13 protein-coding genes are annotated in these 15,191 nt (G+C 63.5%); 8 read left to right on the top strand and 5 right to left on the bottom strand.

The window, feature by feature from the left end; translation table 11 throughout:
• Positions 1 to 6 precede the first annotated feature (6 nt).
• The gene (locus MOP87_RS01110) at positions 7 to 1,158 is read right to left on the bottom strand and encodes a murein transglycosylase A (protein WP_027914019.1); all 1,152 of its coding nucleotides are present in this window, start codon (positions 1,156 to 1,158) and stop codon (positions 7 to 9) included.
• Positions 1,159 to 1,276: 118 nt separating this feature from the next.
• Here MOP87_RS01110 and MOP87_RS01115 point away from each other — a divergent pair, with 118 nt between their 5' ends.
• Entirely contained in the window at positions 1,277 to 1,735 is a 459-nt protein-coding gene (locus MOP87_RS01115) for a cytochrome c (RefSeq protein WP_027914018.1), read from the top strand.
• Positions 1,736 to 1,784: 49 nt separating this feature from the next.
• Here MOP87_RS01115 and MOP87_RS01120 read toward each other — a convergent pair whose 3' ends face one another.
• The 4 genes from MOP87_RS01120 to MOP87_RS01135 form a co-directional block, all read right to left on the bottom strand.
• Complete coding sequence (locus MOP87_RS01120) at positions 1,785 to 2,177, bottom strand: DUF1090 domain-containing protein (protein WP_027914017.1); 393 nt, start codon at positions 2,175 to 2,177, stop codon at positions 1,785 to 1,787.
• A 138-nt stretch (positions 2,178 to 2,315) separates the two neighbouring features.
• Positions 2,316 to 4,013 (bottom strand): NAD-dependent DNA ligase LigB, encoded by a 1,698-nt coding sequence (ligB, locus tag MOP87_RS01125; protein WP_242810023.1) that lies wholly within the window; start codon positions 4,011 to 4,013, stop codon positions 2,316 to 2,318.
• Between the two features lie 143 nt (positions 4,014 to 4,156).
• Positions 4,157 to 5,347 (bottom strand): methionine adenosyltransferase, encoded by a 1,191-nt coding sequence (gene metK / locus MOP87_RS01130; protein WP_023532964.1) that lies wholly within the window; start codon positions 5,345 to 5,347, stop codon positions 4,157 to 4,159.
• Positions 5,348 to 5,365: 18 nt separating this feature from the next.
• Positions 5,366 to 6,358, bottom strand: coding sequence for a metalloregulator ArsR/SmtB family transcription factor (locus MOP87_RS01135; RefSeq protein ID WP_027914015.1), 993 nt, complete (start codon positions 6,356 to 6,358; stop codon positions 5,366 to 5,368).
• Positions 6,359 to 6,586: 228 nt separating this feature from the next.
• Between MOP87_RS01135 and tkt the strand changes: the two genes are divergently transcribed.
• The 7 genes from tkt to MOP87_RS01170 all read left to right on the top strand — a co-directional run bounded on the left by tkt (position 6,587) and on the right by MOP87_RS01170 (position 15,190).
• The gene (gene tkt / locus MOP87_RS01140) at positions 6,587 to 8,584 is read left to right on the top strand and encodes a transketolase (RefSeq protein ID WP_059183444.1); all 1,998 of its coding nucleotides are present in this window, start codon (positions 6,587 to 6,589) and stop codon (positions 8,582 to 8,584) included.
• A gap of 182 nt (positions 8,585 to 8,766) precedes the next feature.
• Positions 8,767 to 9,828: an erythrose-4-phosphate dehydrogenase gene (epd, locus tag MOP87_RS01145; protein ID WP_140174829.1), complete on the top strand. Its 1,062-nt coding sequence runs from the start codon at positions 8,767 to 8,769 to the stop codon at positions 9,826 to 9,828.
• Between the two features lie 12 nt (positions 9,829 to 9,840).
• The gene (locus MOP87_RS01150) at positions 9,841 to 11,004 is read left to right on the top strand and encodes a phosphoglycerate kinase (RefSeq protein WP_028687244.1); all 1,164 of its coding nucleotides are present in this window, start codon (positions 9,841 to 9,843) and stop codon (positions 11,002 to 11,004) included.
• A complete protein-coding gene (locus MOP87_RS01155; protein WP_027914011.1) occupies positions 11,004 to 11,255 on the top strand; it encodes a hypothetical protein in 252 nt (83 codons plus the stop codon). The genes MOP87_RS01150 and MOP87_RS01155 overlap by 1 nt, the downstream gene beginning before the upstream one ends.
• 74 nt (positions 11,256 to 11,329) lie before the next feature.
• Positions 11,330 to 11,659, top strand: a complete 330-nt coding sequence (locus MOP87_RS01160) for an MliC family protein (RefSeq protein ID WP_197873962.1) — start codon at positions 11,330 to 11,332, stop codon at positions 11,657 to 11,659.
• A 98-nt stretch (positions 11,660 to 11,757) separates the two neighbouring features.
• Positions 11,758 to 12,822, top strand: a complete 1,065-nt coding sequence (gene fba, locus MOP87_RS01165) for a class II fructose-bisphosphate aldolase (RefSeq protein ID WP_023533056.1) — start codon at positions 11,758 to 11,760, stop codon at positions 12,820 to 12,822.
• 232 nt (positions 12,823 to 13,054) lie between these two features.
• On the top strand, positions 13,055 to 15,190 hold the full coding sequence (locus tag MOP87_RS01170; RefSeq protein WP_027914008.1) for an EAL domain-containing protein: 2,136 nt from the start codon (positions 13,055 to 13,057) through the stop codon (positions 15,188 to 15,190).
• Position 15,191: the final 1 nt, after the last annotated feature.

A 15,191-nucleotide genomic window follows, 5' to 3' on the forward strand; every position in this document is an offset into this window, starting at 1 on the left:
CCCCTGTCACGGGACCTTGGGCACTTCAGGCAGCGGTTGGCCCTTGGGCCACAGCATCCAGATCTGGCCCTGCTGCTTCATGTTCCCGGCCAGGTCTCCGGCTGCCTGGCCGGTCCCCCAGAACAGGTCGGCGCGAACCTCGCCTGCGATAGCGCCCCCAGTGTCCTGGGCCGCGACCGGGCGCACAACGGGGCTGCCGTCCGGTCGGGTGGTCGATAGCCACAGCAGGCTGCCAAGCGGGATGACCTTGCGGTCGATAGCCACGCTGTAGCCCGCCGTCAGTGGAACGTTGAGCGAGCCACGTGGCCCTTCGTTGCTGTCGGGGCGCGTGCTGAAGAACACGTAGCTGGGGTTGCTGGCCAGCAATTCGGGAACCCGTGAAGGGTTGGACTGGGCCCACGCATGAATGGCGCCCATGCTCACGTCTTCTTTTTTCAGCTGCCCTTGCTCGACCAGCCAGCGGCCAATCGGACGATACGGATGACCGTTCTGGTCAGCGTAACCCAGGCGCAGCTGGCGCCCGTCCTCCAATTGGACGCGACCAGAGCCCTGGATCTGCAGGAACTGCAAGTCCATCGGGTCGGTCAGCCAGGCCAGTACCGGGGCCTTGGCGCCGTTGCGGTTGATGACCTCAGCAGTGTCGTAGGGCTTGAGCACGCGCCCTTCGAGGCGACCACGCAGGCGCTTGCCCTTGAGTTCGGGGTACACGCTGGCCAGGTCCACCGTGATCATGTCTTCGGGAGGGCCGTAGACCGCCACATCATAGGTGGCAGAGGGGGTCAGGCTGCCGGGGTAGACAGGTTCGTAATAGCCGGTGATCAAGCCGTTGGCACTGTTGTCAGCCGAACGCAGGCCATAGACCTCAAGGTTCTGCTCGAGAAAGGTGCGCACCTGTGCAGCGCTTGCCGGCTGGCTCCCAGCGGCTTCACAGGTGGCCGCCCAGACCGGGTCGCGCTTGAGCTTTTCGCAGCCGCTGCGCCAGGCATAGAAACCGGCGAGCAGGTCTTCGTCGCTGACCGTGGGCAGGTCTTTCCAGGTACCAGGCGCGTAGGTTGCGATGGCGTGGGGCTCGGGCTTTGCCGTCTGGTCGTTGTCGCAGCCGGCCAGCAAGGCCAGTAGCGGGAGTGTCCAGGCCAGGTGGCGCAAGGCATGTTTCATCGGTGTATTCCTGTCATGGACGAACACGCGGTTCACCCTTGTTTTTTATGTGGCTATTGGTCTTTCGCCCATTGGCAGCGATACTGGCCGGCCCTTTTTCCAGGCATGGGTAGGCGAGATGTTTAAGCGGTTGGGCGTTGTGGTGCTTGCAGCATTGACCTTGGGTAGTGGCCTGACAGGTTGCGGGGGCGTTGACCCCAACTCGCCACTGGGCAAGCGCAAGGCCATCTTCAAGGACATGCTCAAGACAAGCGAGGACCTGGGCGGCATGTTGCGTGGTCGACTGCCGTTCGACGCCGGTCGCTTCGCCCAAGGGGCGGACACCCTGGATACGCTGTCTCACCAACCCTGGCAGCACTTTGCGCAGGTACCCGAGGGCGAAGGCAGCGCGGCGCGCCCCGAGGTGTGGCAACGGCAGGCCCGCTTTCAAGACCTGGCCCGGCAGCTGGAGGCAGCCACCGGAGCGCTGGTGCAAGCGACCCGCCAGCCGTCGCTGGACGCTGCGCAGTTGAAGGCACCCATGGACAAGGTCGAAAACGCATGCCGGGCGTGCCACAGCGAATTTCGTAACCATTGAATGACGCGGCAGGCGGCGGCTGGCCCGTGCGCCGCCTCAGGCGCTGGCCTCAGCGGTCAAGGTCGTCTACCGCGTCCTGCAGTTCCTTGCGGGACTCGGCGAGCTTGTCCTTGCGCTTGTTGATTTTTTCGGCATCGCCTTTCTTCTCGGCCTTTTTCAGGTCCTTCTCCCGCTGGGCCACCTCATGGCGCGCATCGAGCACCTTCTGCTCACGCTCTTTGCGCAGGCTGGCCTCGGTGCAGTTGGCCACGCCACGCAAGGCCTCCTCCAGCCCGGCCGCCTGCGCGGCATTGCCGTGCTCACGGGCGATCTTGAGCTGGTTCTCGATCGCGCTGCGCTTGGCATCGCAACCGGTCAGGCCGGCATCGGGCGCGGCGGCCTGTGCAGCGCCTGCGCCCAGGCCCAAGGCCGCGAGCAGAAAAAGGGAAGAAAAGCGTTTCATGAAAAGCCTCCTGGACGGGGCAGGGCAACGAGAAAAATTCTGGATGGAAATCCTGCCTTGGTTTTGGCCATTTAGGAACCCTTGATAAGACTGGGCCGCTAAATCTCCGGCTTTTCCTACAGTTTTTTTGGTAAATAATCATTGCTCAGGCCTGAGCGGCTGCTCCGAGAACCCGTCTACACCTTGCCCGGCCAGATGTGACCCAATGGCTTGCACCTCGGCGCTGGCGAAGAATCGCGCAAGTTCGTCCGCCCGTTTCGAGCCGATGCCAGGCTGGGCTTGCCACTGCCCACGCGTCTGGGCAACCACCGTCGGCCAGTCACCGGGCAGCGCCACCCCCTTGCCGATAGGTGTCCCGATACCGCGAACCCATTGTGTGAATGGACGCAAGCGGGCCTGTTCGAAGGCGGCCAGCAACTGGGCTGCCCTCAGGGTGCTGATGCCTGGCACCTGTTGCAGGCGCCCGGCATCGAGCTCCAGCCAGTCGGTCATCGTCGAAACCAGGCCTGCCTCGACCAGCCGTCGCCAGGTTCCTGGGCCCGTTCCTGGCAGGGCCAGGCCTTGTTTGCCGGCCAGCCAGCTGAGGCGAGCGATGAACTGCTCATTACAGCCTTCTCCGGCACGCCAGCAGCTGTGGGCATGGTATTGGTCGATTGCCGGTGCAGTGACTGGCTGGCGCTCGACCGAGTAATGCACGATCTGGTCGAAACGGGGGATGGTCAGCCCTGCCAAGCTGATGGCTATCTGGTCGCCTGGACGAACGTCCAATGCCTGCCAGCGTGACAGCGAGCCCAGGCTGACACGGGTCACGCGTCGGTCATCGAGGGTCACCGGCTCGACGTGAACGATGGGGGTGACCTTACCTGTGCGTCCGATTTGGAAGCGCACCTCGCGCACCTGCGCCAATTTTTGTGCGTAGGGGTATTTCCAGGCTGCGATCCAGTACGGCGCCTTGGCCTGCCAGCGTTGGGCAGGCGGGCGTTCGCCCTGGCGCAGGATCACCCCATCGCTGGCGAAGGGTAGCGGCGTGCCGAACCAGTGGTCCCGCCACCGCGCAGCTTCTTCGGGGGTGTTTATCGCAACGCTGTAGCGCTGACTGTCCGCAAAGCCCAGTTGGGCCAGCTGTGACAGGCGCTCGGTTTGCTGTTCAGGCCCCTTGGGCCACTCCCAGACGAACAGACCGAGGCGGGCGCCTTGTTCCTCGTCGATCTGGTGGCGAGCGAGCAGGCCGGCGACCGTGCCACGGGCATTGAGGCCCCCTGCGCTTGCCTGTATGTGGCCTTCAAGGCGCAAGTAGAGCTCGCCTTGCAGCGACAGATCGAGCGGGCGGGGCAGCTGCCGGACAATCCCTTCGAGTTGTGGGATATGGCGGCTCCAATCGTGCCCCCGGACCCCGTCGCCTCGGCTGATCAACTGGGTCAGCCGGCCCTGGCGGTAGATCAGTGACACCGCCACGCCATCGACCTTTGGCTGTACCCACAGGTCGGTCTTGCCAGTCATCCAGCCGGCAACCCGCTGGAAGTCGGCCAGCTTCTGCACGCCGGTGTGCGGCACGGGATGGACGACCGGACCGCCCGCCCTGGCCAGCGGCGAGGCCTCGGTCGCAAGGCCAACGCAGCGCTGCAACATGGCCAGGTGATCGCGGCTCTGGTCATACAGCTCATCGGCCACCAGTGCCACGCCGTCACGGTGATAACGTTCGTCCCAATGGGCGAGCGTTGCGCTCAGTTGGGCGATCTGTGCGTGTGAGCGTGCCGGTGTCCAGTCCGGGCACGGGTTGGCCCAGGTCGGCGGCAGGTGCAACACCACCATGATCAGCAGCAATACGATTGGCATGGCCCGCTTCCTTGCGTGGCTTGAAGTGTGCCGAGCCTATGGGGTTTTCACGGTGTTCGCCTCGGGCGGTTTGTCAGGCGATATGTCACAAAAAAGCCCCTGCCGATTGCTCGGCAGGGGCTTTCGCTCAGCGCTGTAGGAAATTACAGGCCGGCAGCGTCACGCAGCGCTTCAGCGCGGTCAGTGCGTTCCCAAGTGAAGGTGGTGAAGGTGTCGTCACCCACGGTTTTCTGCTGCGGGGTGCGACCGAAGTGGCCGTAAGCAGCGGTTTCCTGGTACATCGGGTGCAGCAGGTCGAGCATGGTCGTAATGGCGTATGGACGCAGATCGAAGCACTCGCGCACCAGCTGGATGATCTTCTCGTCCGACACCTTGCCAGTGCCGAAGGTATTGATCGAGATGGAGGTCGGTTGGGCCACGCCGATGGCATACGAGACCTGGATCTCGCAGCGCTCGGCCAGGCCGGCGGCGACGATGTTCTTGGCCACGTAGCGGCCGGCATAGGCGGCGGAACGGTCGACCTTGGACGGGTCCTTGCCCGAGAACGCGCCGCCGCCGTGGCGGGCCATGCCACCGTAGGAGTCGACGATGATTTTGCGACCGGTCAGGCCGCAGTCACCGACCGGGCCGCCGATGATGAAGTTGCCCGTCGGGTTGATGTGGTACTGGGTACCTTTGTGCAGCAGTTCGGCAGGCAGCGTGTGCTTGACGATCAGCTCCATGACCGCTTCCTGCAGGTCTTTCTGCGACACCTCGGGGTTATGCTGGGTGGACAGCACCACCGCATCGATACCCACGACCTTGCCACCTTCGTAACGGCAGGTGACCTGCGATTTGGCATCCGGGCGCAGCCAGGGCAGCAGGCCGGACTTGCGTGCTTCGGCCTGACGCTCGACCAGGCGATGCGAGAAGCAGATCGGCGCTGGCATCAGCACTTCGGTCTCGTTGCTGGCGTAGCCGAACATCAGGCCCTGGTCACCGGCGCCTTGGTCTTCTGGCTTGGAACGGTCGACGCCTTGGGCAATGTCCACCGACTGCTTGCCGATGATGTTCATCACGGCGCAGGTGGCACCGTCAAAGCCGACGTCGGAGCTGTTGTAGCCGATGTCGATGATGACCTTGCGTACCAGGTCCTCGAGGTCGACCCAGGCCGAGGTGCTCACCTCGCCGGCAATGATCGCCACGCCGGTCTTGACCAGCGTTTCACAGGCGACGCGGGCGTACTTGTCCTGGGCGATGATCGCGTCCAGCACGGCGTCCGAAATCTGGTCGGCGATTTTGTCCGGATGCCCTTCGGACACGGACTCGGAGGTGAAAAGGGAGTATTCGCTCATCTCGAAGGTTCCTGAAATTTACCGATGGTGTATGTCGCCAGCCGTCCGCTGGAAATGGCGGACCTGGATCTGGAAACCGTTACGCAGGCCTACGTACAGGCTATCCCCGTGGGACAGGCCTGCCGCGTTGGCCCAGCGGGCCAAGTCGTCCTGTTCGAAGCCGAGCCACAGGTCGCCGCAGGCTTCCCGCGCCCACCCCTGGTCATGGCTGCACAATTCGGTGATCAACAGGCTGCCGCCTGCCTTCACCCGTTTGGCCAGCTGGCACAACGCCAGGGCCGGATCGCTGAAATGATGCAGGACCATGTTCAGCACAACGCAGTCGGCGACCACATCCGTTGCACCCAGTGCATCGGCCAACTGCAGGTTCACGTTGTCCAGCCCTTCGCGCTGACAGACCTGGCGGGCGAGTTCGAGCATGGTCGGGCTGTTGTCAAGCGCGGTAACCTGCGCAAAACGCCGAGCCAGGTCCGGAAGGAACCCCCCATCGCCGGGGCCGACCTCAAGCGCGCTGGCGCTTGGGTCGAAATGCAGCTTGTCGAGCAGCGCCAGCAGGCTCTCGCGATATTGCGGCAAGCCTGCGATCAGGTCCTGCTGGGCGCGAAAGCGCTCTTCCACGCGCAGGAAGAAGTCCTGGCTGGTTGCCGCGCGGCGCTGCTGCACCTGGGCGATGCGGCCTTGCACCTCGGCGGGCAAGGCCAGGTCATCGACCTCGTCGAGCAGCGCGGCGTGCAAGCGTCCGCCCAAGCGCAAGCTGTCGGGCAGGGCGCGGCGATAGAAAATGGCGTTGCCTTCCCGACGGGTGGCTACCAGGTCGGCCTGGGCCAGCACCTTGAGGTGGTGGCTCATGCCCGACTGGCCGATGTCGAAGATCTGCGCCAGCTCCAGCACGCCGAAGGAATCGTTGGCCAGGGCGCGCAGCACATTCAGGCGCAACTCGTCGCCACTGGCCTTGCACAGGGCGGCCAGTGCCTCGCGTTGTTCCGGTATCGCTTGCGCACGAAGGTTCATGGTGCGGGAGTCTAGACAGGCATCGTTGCCCTAGCAAGGCCTATATCAAAAAGTTTTGATATTGCAGGTCCGTTGCCCATTAGCCATTACCCTTGTGTTGCCATTGCGGTCGATGATCGGACCAATGCACGCCGCTTGCTGCTTAAATGTTTGCCCCAAGCGCCCCAGTGGGCGAAAATGGACGCCTTTTTCGTATCACCACCTATTCAAGCCCCCAGGAGATCAGCGATGCCCAGCCGTCGTGAACGTGCCAACGCCATTCGTGCCCTTAGCATGGATGCCGTGCAAAAGGCCAACAGCGGCCACCCCGGTGCCCCCATGGGCATGGCGGATATCGCCGAGGTTCTTTGGCGCGACTACCTCAAGCACAACCCGAGCAACCCGGCATTTCCCGATCGCGACCGCTTCGTGCTGTCCAACGGCCACGGTTCGATGCTTATCTATTCGCTGCTTCACCTGACCGGCTACGACCTGTCGATCGACGACCTCAAGGGCTTCCGTCAACTGCACAGCCGTACCCCTGGCCACCCGGAGCACGGTTACACCCCTGGCGTCGAGACCACCACCGGCCCGCTCGGCCAAGGCATCGCCAACGCCGTGGGCTTCGCCCTGGCCGAAAAAGTCATGGCGGCCCAGTTCAACCGTGACGGCCACACCATCGTCGACCACAACACCTATGTGTTCCTGGGCGATGGCTGCATGATGGAAGGCATTTCTCACGAAGTGGCCTCGCTGGCCGGTACCCTGGGGCTGAACAAGCTGGTTGCCTTCTACGACGACAACGGCATTTCCATCGACGGTGAAGTGCATGGCTGGTTCACCGACAACACCCCGGCGCGCTTCGAAGCCTACAACTGGCAGGTGATCCGCAACGTCAACGGCCACGACGCCGAAGAGATCAAGACGGCCATCGAGACCGCCCGCAAGAGCGACCGTCCGACCCTGATCTGCTGCAAGACCACCATCGGTTTCGGCTCGCCGAACAAGCAGGGCAAGGAAGAGTCCCACGGCGCGCCGCTGGGCAACGACGAAATTGCCCTGACCCGTCAGGCACTGGGCTGGAACCACGGTCCGTTCGAAATCCCCGCCGACATCTATGCCGAGTGGGACGCCAAGCAAGCCGGTGCCAAGGCCGAAGCCGAGTGGAACCAGCGTTTCGACGCCTACGCTCAGGCGCACCCGGAGCTGGCCGCAGAGTTCAAGCGCCGCATGGCCGGTGACCTGCCTGCCGATTTCAGCGAAAAGGCCCAGGCCTACATCGAGGAAGTGGCGGCCAAGGGCGAAACCATCGCCAGCCGCAAGGCCAGCCAGAATGCCCTGAACGCCTATGGCCCGATGTTGCCCGAGTTCCTCGGCGGTTCGGCGGACCTGGCCGGTTCCAACCTGACCCTGTGGAAGGGCTGCAAGGGCGTGGAAGCTGGCGATGCCAGCGGCAACTACGTGTTCTACGGCGTGCGTGAATTCGGCATGACCGCCATCATGAACGGCGTGGCCCTGCACGGCGGCCTGGTGCCTTACGGCGCGACGTTCCTGATGTTCATGGAATACGCCCGCAACGCCGTGCGCATGTCGGCGCTGATGAAGCAGCGCGTGATCCATGTCTACACCCACGACTCCATTGGCCTGGGCGAAGACGGTCCGACCCACCAGCCGATCGAGCAGCTGACCAGCCTGCGCACCACGCCGAACCTGGACACCTGGCGCCCGGCGGATGCCGTGGAGTCCGCCGTGGCCTGGAAGAACGCTCTGGAGCGCAAGGATGGTCCATCGGCGCTGATCTTCTCGCGCCAGAACCTGCAGCACCAGGCCCGCGATGCGCAGCAACTCGCTGCCATCAGCCGTGGCGGCTACGTGCTCAAGGATTGCGCTGGCGAGCCTGAGCTGATCCTGATCGCCACCGGCTCCGAAGTGGGCCTGGCCGTTCAGGCCTACGACAAGCTGACCGAGCAAGGCCGCAATGTACGCGTGGTGTCCATGCCATCGACCAGCGTGTTCGATGCCCAGGATGCTGCCTACAAGCAGTCGGTGCTGCCACTGGAAGTCAGTGCCCGTATCGCCATCGAAGCGGCACATGCCGACTTCTGGTACAAGTACGTCGGCCTCGAAGGCCGCGTCATCGGCATGACCACCTACGGTGAGTCGGCGCCGGCCTCGGCACTGTTCGAAGAATTCGGCTTCACCCTGGAGAACATCCTCGGTACCGCCGAAGAGCTGCTGGAAGACTGATGTATCAGGGAGGGCAGGATGCCCTCCTGGTCGTGCGAGGGGAGGGCGTCGCCCTCCATCGCGCCATGAGGCCGCTTCCACAGGTACTGTCGCCAGCCACGGCGTAGTACCTGTGGAAGCGGCCTTGTGCCGCGATAGGCCGCCATGCGGCCTCGAAGCCATCACGCTTAGCGAGTCAACGAATGTCCCACTTGCGTCCCTATAAAGTTGCACTCAACGGTTATGGCCGTATCGGCCGCTGTGTTCTGCGCGCGCTGTTCGAGCGGGGCAGCAGGGCCGATTTCGAGATCGTCGCACTCAACGACTTGGCCGACCAGGCCAGCCTGGAATACCTCACCCGCTTCGACTCCACCCATGGGCGCTTTCCCGGCGAGGTCAAGGTCGATGGCGATTGCCTGCACATCAATGGCGATTGCGTGAAGGTGATGCGCAGCGCCACGCCCGAAGGCATCGACTGGGCGGCCCTGGACGTGGACCTGGTCCTGGAGTGTTCCGGCGCCTACAACACCCGTGCCGATGGCCAGCGCTTTCTCGAGGCCGGTGCGCCAAGGGTGCTGTTCTCCCAGCCCATGGCCAGCGAGGCTGACGTCGATGCCACGGTGGTGTACGGCATCAACCAGCACTGCCTGACCGGCATTGAGCGGCTGGTCTCCAATGCTTCGTGCACCACCAACTGCGGTGTACCGCTGCTGCGGGTGCTGGATCAGGCATTTGGCATCGACTATGTACAGATCACCACCATTCACTCGGCCATGAACGACCAGCCAGTGATCGACGCCTATCACCATGAAGACCTGCGCCGTACCCGTTCGGCGTTCCAGTCGGTGATTCCGGTGTCCACCGGCCTTGCGCGCGGCATCGAGCGTCTGCTCCCGGAACTTGCCGGGCGAATCCAGGCCAAAGCGGTACGCGTGCCGACGGTCAACGTCTCGTGCCTGGACATCACCTTGCAGACCGCTCGCGACACCACCGCAGCCGAGGTCAACAGGGTACTGCGCGAGGCGGCGCTGACCGGGCCGCTCAAGGGGCTGCTGGCCTACACCGAGCTGCCCCACGCCAGTTGTGATTTCAACCACGACCCGCATTCGGCCATCGTCGATGCCAGCCAGACCCGTGTATCAGGCCCGCGCCTGGTCAACCTGCTGGCCTGGTTCGACAACGAATGGGGGTTTGCAAACCGTATGCTCGACGTTGCCGGACATTTTCTGCACGTCGTCCACCCAACCCGCAACAAACAGCCCTGAAGGACCGCATTCATGACCGTGTTGAAGATGACCGACCTGGACCTGCAAGGTAAGCGCGTACTGATTCGCGAAGACCTGAACGTGCCTGTCAAGGACGGTGTGGTGACCAGCGATGCGCGCATCCAGGCAGCGCTGCCGACCATCAAGCTGGCCCTGGAGAAGGGTGCGGCGGTGATGGTCTGCTCGCACCTGGGCCGCCCCACTGAAGGTGAATTCTCTGCCGAGAACAGCCTTGAACCGGTTGCCAAGTACCTGAGCAAGGCGCTGGGCCGTGACGTGCCGCTGGTGGGTGACTACCTGGGTGGCGTCGAGGTCAAGGCAGGCGAGCTGGTGCTGTTCGAGAACGTGCGCTTCAACAAGGGCGAGAAGAAGAACGCCGATGAGCTGGCCCAGCAGTACGCGGCGCTGTGCGATGTGTTCGTGATGGACGCCTTCGGCACGGCTCACCGCGCCGAGGGTTCCACCCACGGCGTTGCCAAGTTCGCCAAGGTCGCGGCGGCTGGCCCGTTGCTGGCAGCTGAGCTGGATGCCCTGGGCAAGGCGCTGAAGGCCCCGGCCAAGCCAATGGCCGCCATCGTCGCCGGCTCCAAGGTGTCCACCAAGCTGGACGTGCTCAACAGCCTGAGCTCGGTATGCGATCAGCTGATCGTCGGTGGCGGCATCGCCAACACCTTCCTGGCGGCTGCCGGGCACACGGTCGGAAAGTCGCTGTACGAGCCCGATCTGGTCGAAACGGCCAAGGCCATTGCCGCCAAGGTCAGCGTGCCGCTGCCTGTCGATGTGGTGGTTGCCAAGGCCTTCGCCGAAGACGCCGAAGCGACCGTCAAGGCCATTGCCGATGTTGCGGCCGACGACATGATCCTGGACATCGGTCCGCAGACCGCCGCCCAGTTCGCCGACTTGCTCAAGTCCTCCAAGACCATCCTGTGGAATGGCCCGGTTGGTGTATTCGAGTTCGATCAGTTCGGCAATGGCACCCAGGTGCTGGCCAAGGCAATCGCCGACAGCGCCGCGTTCTCCATCGCCGGTGGCGGTGATACCCTGGCAGCCATCGACAAATATGGCGTCAGCCAGGATATCTCCTACATTTCTACCGGTGGCGGCGCCTTCCTCGAGTTCGTCGAAGGCAAGGTTCTGCCAGCGGTGGCCATGCTCGAAGAGCGGGCCAAAGCCTGATGAACACGGCGCCTGGCAAAAGGAGTGGCCTGATGGCCAAGCAGTTGCCTGTGTTGCTGCTGGTCGGGCTGCTGAGCGCCTGCGCCGGCAGCCCGGATGCCCAGGACGACCCGGCGCAACCGCCCAAGGGCGGTTGCTATCAGTCCGAATGGCAAGCCGAAACCGTGCCAGTGATCAGCAAGCGCGTAGGCCCGGAAGGGCTGGAAAAGTACGACGAAGAGCACCAGCGCAAGGCGCCCGGCTGCCCTTGATCGGGCCGCTGGCAACCTGCAGGCCGGTTTGTGGTCTTGGAGAAGGGCCGTGTGCTGCCCATCGAGGTAACTGAATGAAAGCGCTCTTGGCCGTAATGGCCCTGGCGACACTGGCAGGATGTTCAATGCTGCAACCGGCGCAGACCGCGCCGGCGGACAACTGGACCCGGTGGGTCTGCGACACCCAGGCCGAAGTGCTGTGGCGGTTTGCCGACCCCCAGCGTGACCAGGTTGACGTACGCCTTGGCGACGGCGACCAGGTGTACCGGCTCAAGGCCGAGCCCGGCGCCTCCGGCGCGCTGTACAGCGACGGCATGCTGGCGTTTCACACCAAGGGCGAAGAAGGCCTGGTGTACTGGGTGGCGACCAACGATCTGATAGGGCGGGGCTGCAAGGCACCGTGACTGGCCGGGCCGCTAGGTGGCCCACACTACTTGAACAGCAACTGCCCCTGCGGCAGGCTTGCACGAAACAACGACGCTTGTCGGGAGAGAGATACACAATGGCACTCATTAGCATGCGCCAGATGCTGGACCACGCCGCCGAGTTCGGTTATGGCGTACCGGCTTTCAACGTCAACAACCTTGAGCAGATGCGCGCCATCATGGAAGCGGCTGACAAGACCGACTCCCCTGTGATCGTCCAGGCCTCGGCCGGTGCGCGCAAGTACGCAGGTGCGCCGTTCCTGCGTCACCTGATCCTGGCGGCCATCGAAGAATTCCCGCACATCCCGGTGTGCATGCACCAGGACCACGGCACCAGCCCGGATGTCTGCCAGCGCTCCATCCAGCTGGGCTTCAGCTCGGTCATGATGGACGGCTCGCTCGGCGAAGACGGCAAGACCCCGACCGATTACGAATACAACGTGCGCGTCACCCAGCAGACCGTTGCCATGGCCCATGCCTGTGGTGTGTCGGTAGAAGGCGAACTGGGCTGCCTGGGCTCGCTGGAAACCGGCATGGCCGGTGAGGAAGACGGTATCGGTGCCGAAGGCGTGCTCGACCACAGCCAGATGCTGACCGACCCTGAAGAAGCTGCCGACTTCGTCAAGAAGACCCAGGTCGATGCCCTGGCCATCGCCATCGGCACCAGCCACGGTGCTTACAAGTTCACCAAGCCGCCTACCGGTGACGTGCTGGCCATCGACCGCATCAAGGAAATCCACAAGCGCATTCCCGACACCCACCTGGTGATGCACGGCTCCTCCTCCGTACCGCAGGAGTGGCTGGCGATCATCAACCAGTACGGCGGCGACATCAAGGAAACCTACGGTGTGCCGGTCGAGGAAATCGTCGAAGGCATCAAGTACGGCGTGCGCAAGGTCAACATCGACACCGACCTGCGTCTGGCGTCCACCGGTGCCATCCGTCGTCACATGGCCATGAACCCGAGCGAGTTCGACCCGCGCAAGTTCTTCGCTGAAACCGTAAAAGCCATGCGCGACGTGTGCATCGCCCGTTACGAAGCATTCGGCACTGCCGGCCATGCCTCGAAGATCAAGCCGATCTCCCTGGAAGGCATGTTCCAGCGCTACGCCAAAGGCGAGCTGGCCGCAAAAGTCAACTAAGCAAACCGGCCCCCGGAAAACCCGCAGCGATGCGGGTTTTTCGTTTCTGGCGGTGGCTGCGAAAGCGTTCTGCCATTGCATGTCACAGAATGTCAGCGAAACCGCGATCGGTCGGCTACCTTCAGTCAGTGGCTGATGGTTTTTGGCTTGTGATGCGTGCTATCAGCTCATGCCTGGGGTAAAACTGGATCCAACGGCCAGTTTGTAGTCGGTCATATAACAGAGATGCAGCATGGATGGCGCTCACCTTCAACTCATGCCACAGGATGGCAGCTCGGTGCTTCTGGTAGTCGACGATTACCCAGAGAACCTCATCAGTATGCAAGCCTTGTTGTCGCGCCAGGATTGGCTGGTGCTGACGGCAAGTTCGGGCCGAGAAGCCCTGAGCGCATTGCTGGAAAACGATGTCGACCTGGTTTTACTGGATGTGCACATGCCTGAGATGGACGGCTTCGAAGTCGCTCGCCTGATGCGCGGCAGCCAGCGAACCCAACTCACGCCCATCATCTTCCTGACAGCCAACGAGCAGTCCCAGGCCGCCGTGTTGAAAGGCTACGCCAACGGCGCCGTGGACTACATGTTCAAGCCGTTCGACCCGCGGATTCTCAAGCCCAAGGTGCAGGCCCTGCTCGACCAGCAGCGCAATCGGCGGCGCCTGCAGGCGCTGACCCGTGAACTCGACGAGGCCCGCGCCTTCAATGCATCGATTCTGGACAATGCGGCCGAGGGTATTCTGGTGGTGGATGCCGGGGGCATCATCCGCTTCGCCAACCCGGCTATCTGCTCCCTGCTGGCAACGCCTATCGAACAGTTGCAGAACGTCGATCTGCTGGGGCTGTTGCAGCTGAGCACGCCGAGTACGTGGCAGGATTCGACGTTCCACCAAAGCTATCTGGCCAGGCGCATCCACCGCATGCATGACGCCCAGTTGCGTCGCCCGAGCGGCGAGCTGCTGCCGGTGGCCCTGTCATGTGCGCCCCTGCCTGCCGAGCAACAGGCGATGGTGGTAACCGTGCTGGACATGTCGGCGGTGCACAACCTGCACCAACAACTCGAATACCAAGCCATTACCGACCCGCTCACCGGTCTGCTCAATCGCCGTGGGTTCTACCAGGCGGCCGAAGGGGCGTTGCTGCGCAATGAGCGTTCGGACCGGGCGCAGGCCTTGATGTACATGGACCTCGATGGCTTCAAGCGTATCAACGACTCCCTTGGTCATGATGCCGGTGACCGGGTCCTGCGCTGGGTGGCCGAGCAACTCAAGGATTGCCTGGGCAGTGAAGCGCTGTTGGCACGCATGGGCGGGGACGAATTCACCGCGCTGTTCGACGGCTTGCCCTATGCCGAGCAAGCCGGGCGCTACGCCGAGCGGCTGCTCGAGCGCATTGCCATCAGCCATCAGATCGATGGGCTGGACGTGTGCCTGGGCGTGAGCATCGGTATCGCCACGTACCCTGACTGCGGTGGCAACGTAGAAGGCTTGCTGCGCGCAGCCGATGCGGCCATGTACGCTGCCAAGCAGGCAGGGCGCCAGCAGTATCGCTTCTACGACCAGGAGCTCAATGGCCGCGCCCGCTCCCGCCTGATGCTCGAAGACGGCGTGCGTACAGCCATCGAGCAGCAGGATTTCACCCTGGTGTACCAGCCGCAAGTGGCCTTCGCCGATGGTCGCCTGCGCGGCTTCGAAGCCCTGCTGCGTTGGCAGCACCCCAGCGTTGGCGATGTGCCGCCAGGCCTGTTCATCCCCCTGCTTGAGGAGGCGCGGCTGATCAACCGCCTGGCCGGCTGGATCTACGGTCAGAGTGCTGCCCAGCGCCAGGCCTGGTATCAACGCTTTGCAACCGACATCGTGTTGGGCATCAGCCTGAGCCGGGCCCAGTTCGTCTCGCCAAGCCTGGTCGAGGAGCTGCAACGGGTCATCCAGCGCTATGGCCTGCAGCCGGCGCACCTGGAAGTGGAAGTGGCCGAAACCTCGCTCATGTACAACATCGATGCGGCGGTCAAGCAGGTCGACCGGTTGCGTGCGCTGGGTGTGCGGGTGGCGTTGGACGATTTCGGCGCCGGTGACTGTTCGCTGCGCATGCTGCGCGATTTGCCCATCGACACCCTGAAACTCGATCGCCACCTGGTGGCGCGCTTGCCGGACGCGTCGACCGATGCGGCGCTGGCACGCAGCGTCATCGGGCTGTGTGCCGATTACGGGATCACCGTGATTGCCGAGGGCGTTGAAACCCAGGCTCAGGCTCAATGGCTTAAAGCCGCAGGCTGCGAATACGTTCAGGGCTTTCTGGTAGCGCACCCCATGACAGCTGCCGATGCCGGCAACTTCCCGGCAATTTTCCCCTGGCCTGATCCGCTGGCGGGTTAGA

The sequence above is a fragment of the Pseudomonas sp. I3-I5 genome (assembly GCF_022699445.1).
GTDB classification, from domain to species: Bacteria; Pseudomonadota; Gammaproteobacteria; order Pseudomonadales; family Pseudomonadaceae; genus Aquipseudomonas; species Aquipseudomonas fulva.

Coding starts and splice junctions, on each gene's coding strand:
- MOP87_RS01110 (WP_027914019.1), bottom strand. CDS start 1,158: ATGAAACATGCCTTGCGCCACCTGGCCTGGACACTCCCGCTACTGGCC.
- MOP87_RS01115 (WP_027914018.1), top strand. CDS start 1,277: ATGTTTAAGCGGTTGGGCGTTGTGGTGCTTGCAGCATTGACCTTGGGT.
- MOP87_RS01120 (WP_027914017.1), bottom strand. CDS start 2,177: ATGAAACGCTTTTCTTCCCTTTTTCTGCTCGCGGCCTTGGGCCTGGGC.
- ligB (WP_242810023.1), bottom strand. CDS start 4,013: ATGCCAATCGTATTGCTGCTGATCATGGTGGTGTTGCACCTGCCGCCG.
- metK (WP_023532964.1), bottom strand. CDS start 5,347: ATGAGCGAATACTCCCTTTTCACCTCCGAGTCCGTGTCCGAAGGGCAT.
- MOP87_RS01135 (WP_027914015.1), bottom strand. CDS start 6,358: ATGAACCTTCGTGCGCAAGCGATACCGGAACAACGCGAGGCACTGGCC.
- tkt (WP_059183444.1), top strand. CDS start 6,587: ATGCCCAGCCGTCGTGAACGTGCCAACGCCATTCGTGCCCTTAGCATG.
- epd (WP_140174829.1), top strand. CDS start 8,767: ATGTCCCACTTGCGTCCCTATAAAGTTGCACTCAACGGTTATGGCCGT.
- MOP87_RS01150 (WP_028687244.1), top strand. CDS start 9,841: ATGACCGTGTTGAAGATGACCGACCTGGACCTGCAAGGTAAGCGCGTA.
- MOP87_RS01155 (WP_027914011.1), top strand. CDS start 11,004: ATGAACACGGCGCCTGGCAAAAGGAGTGGCCTGATGGCCAAGCAGTTG.
- MOP87_RS01160 (WP_197873962.1), top strand. CDS start 11,330: ATGAAAGCGCTCTTGGCCGTAATGGCCCTGGCGACACTGGCAGGATGT.
- fba (WP_023533056.1), top strand. CDS start 11,758: ATGGCACTCATTAGCATGCGCCAGATGCTGGACCACGCCGCCGAGTTC.
- MOP87_RS01170 (WP_027914008.1), top strand. CDS start 13,055: ATGGATGGCGCTCACCTTCAACTCATGCCACAGGATGGCAGCTCGGTG.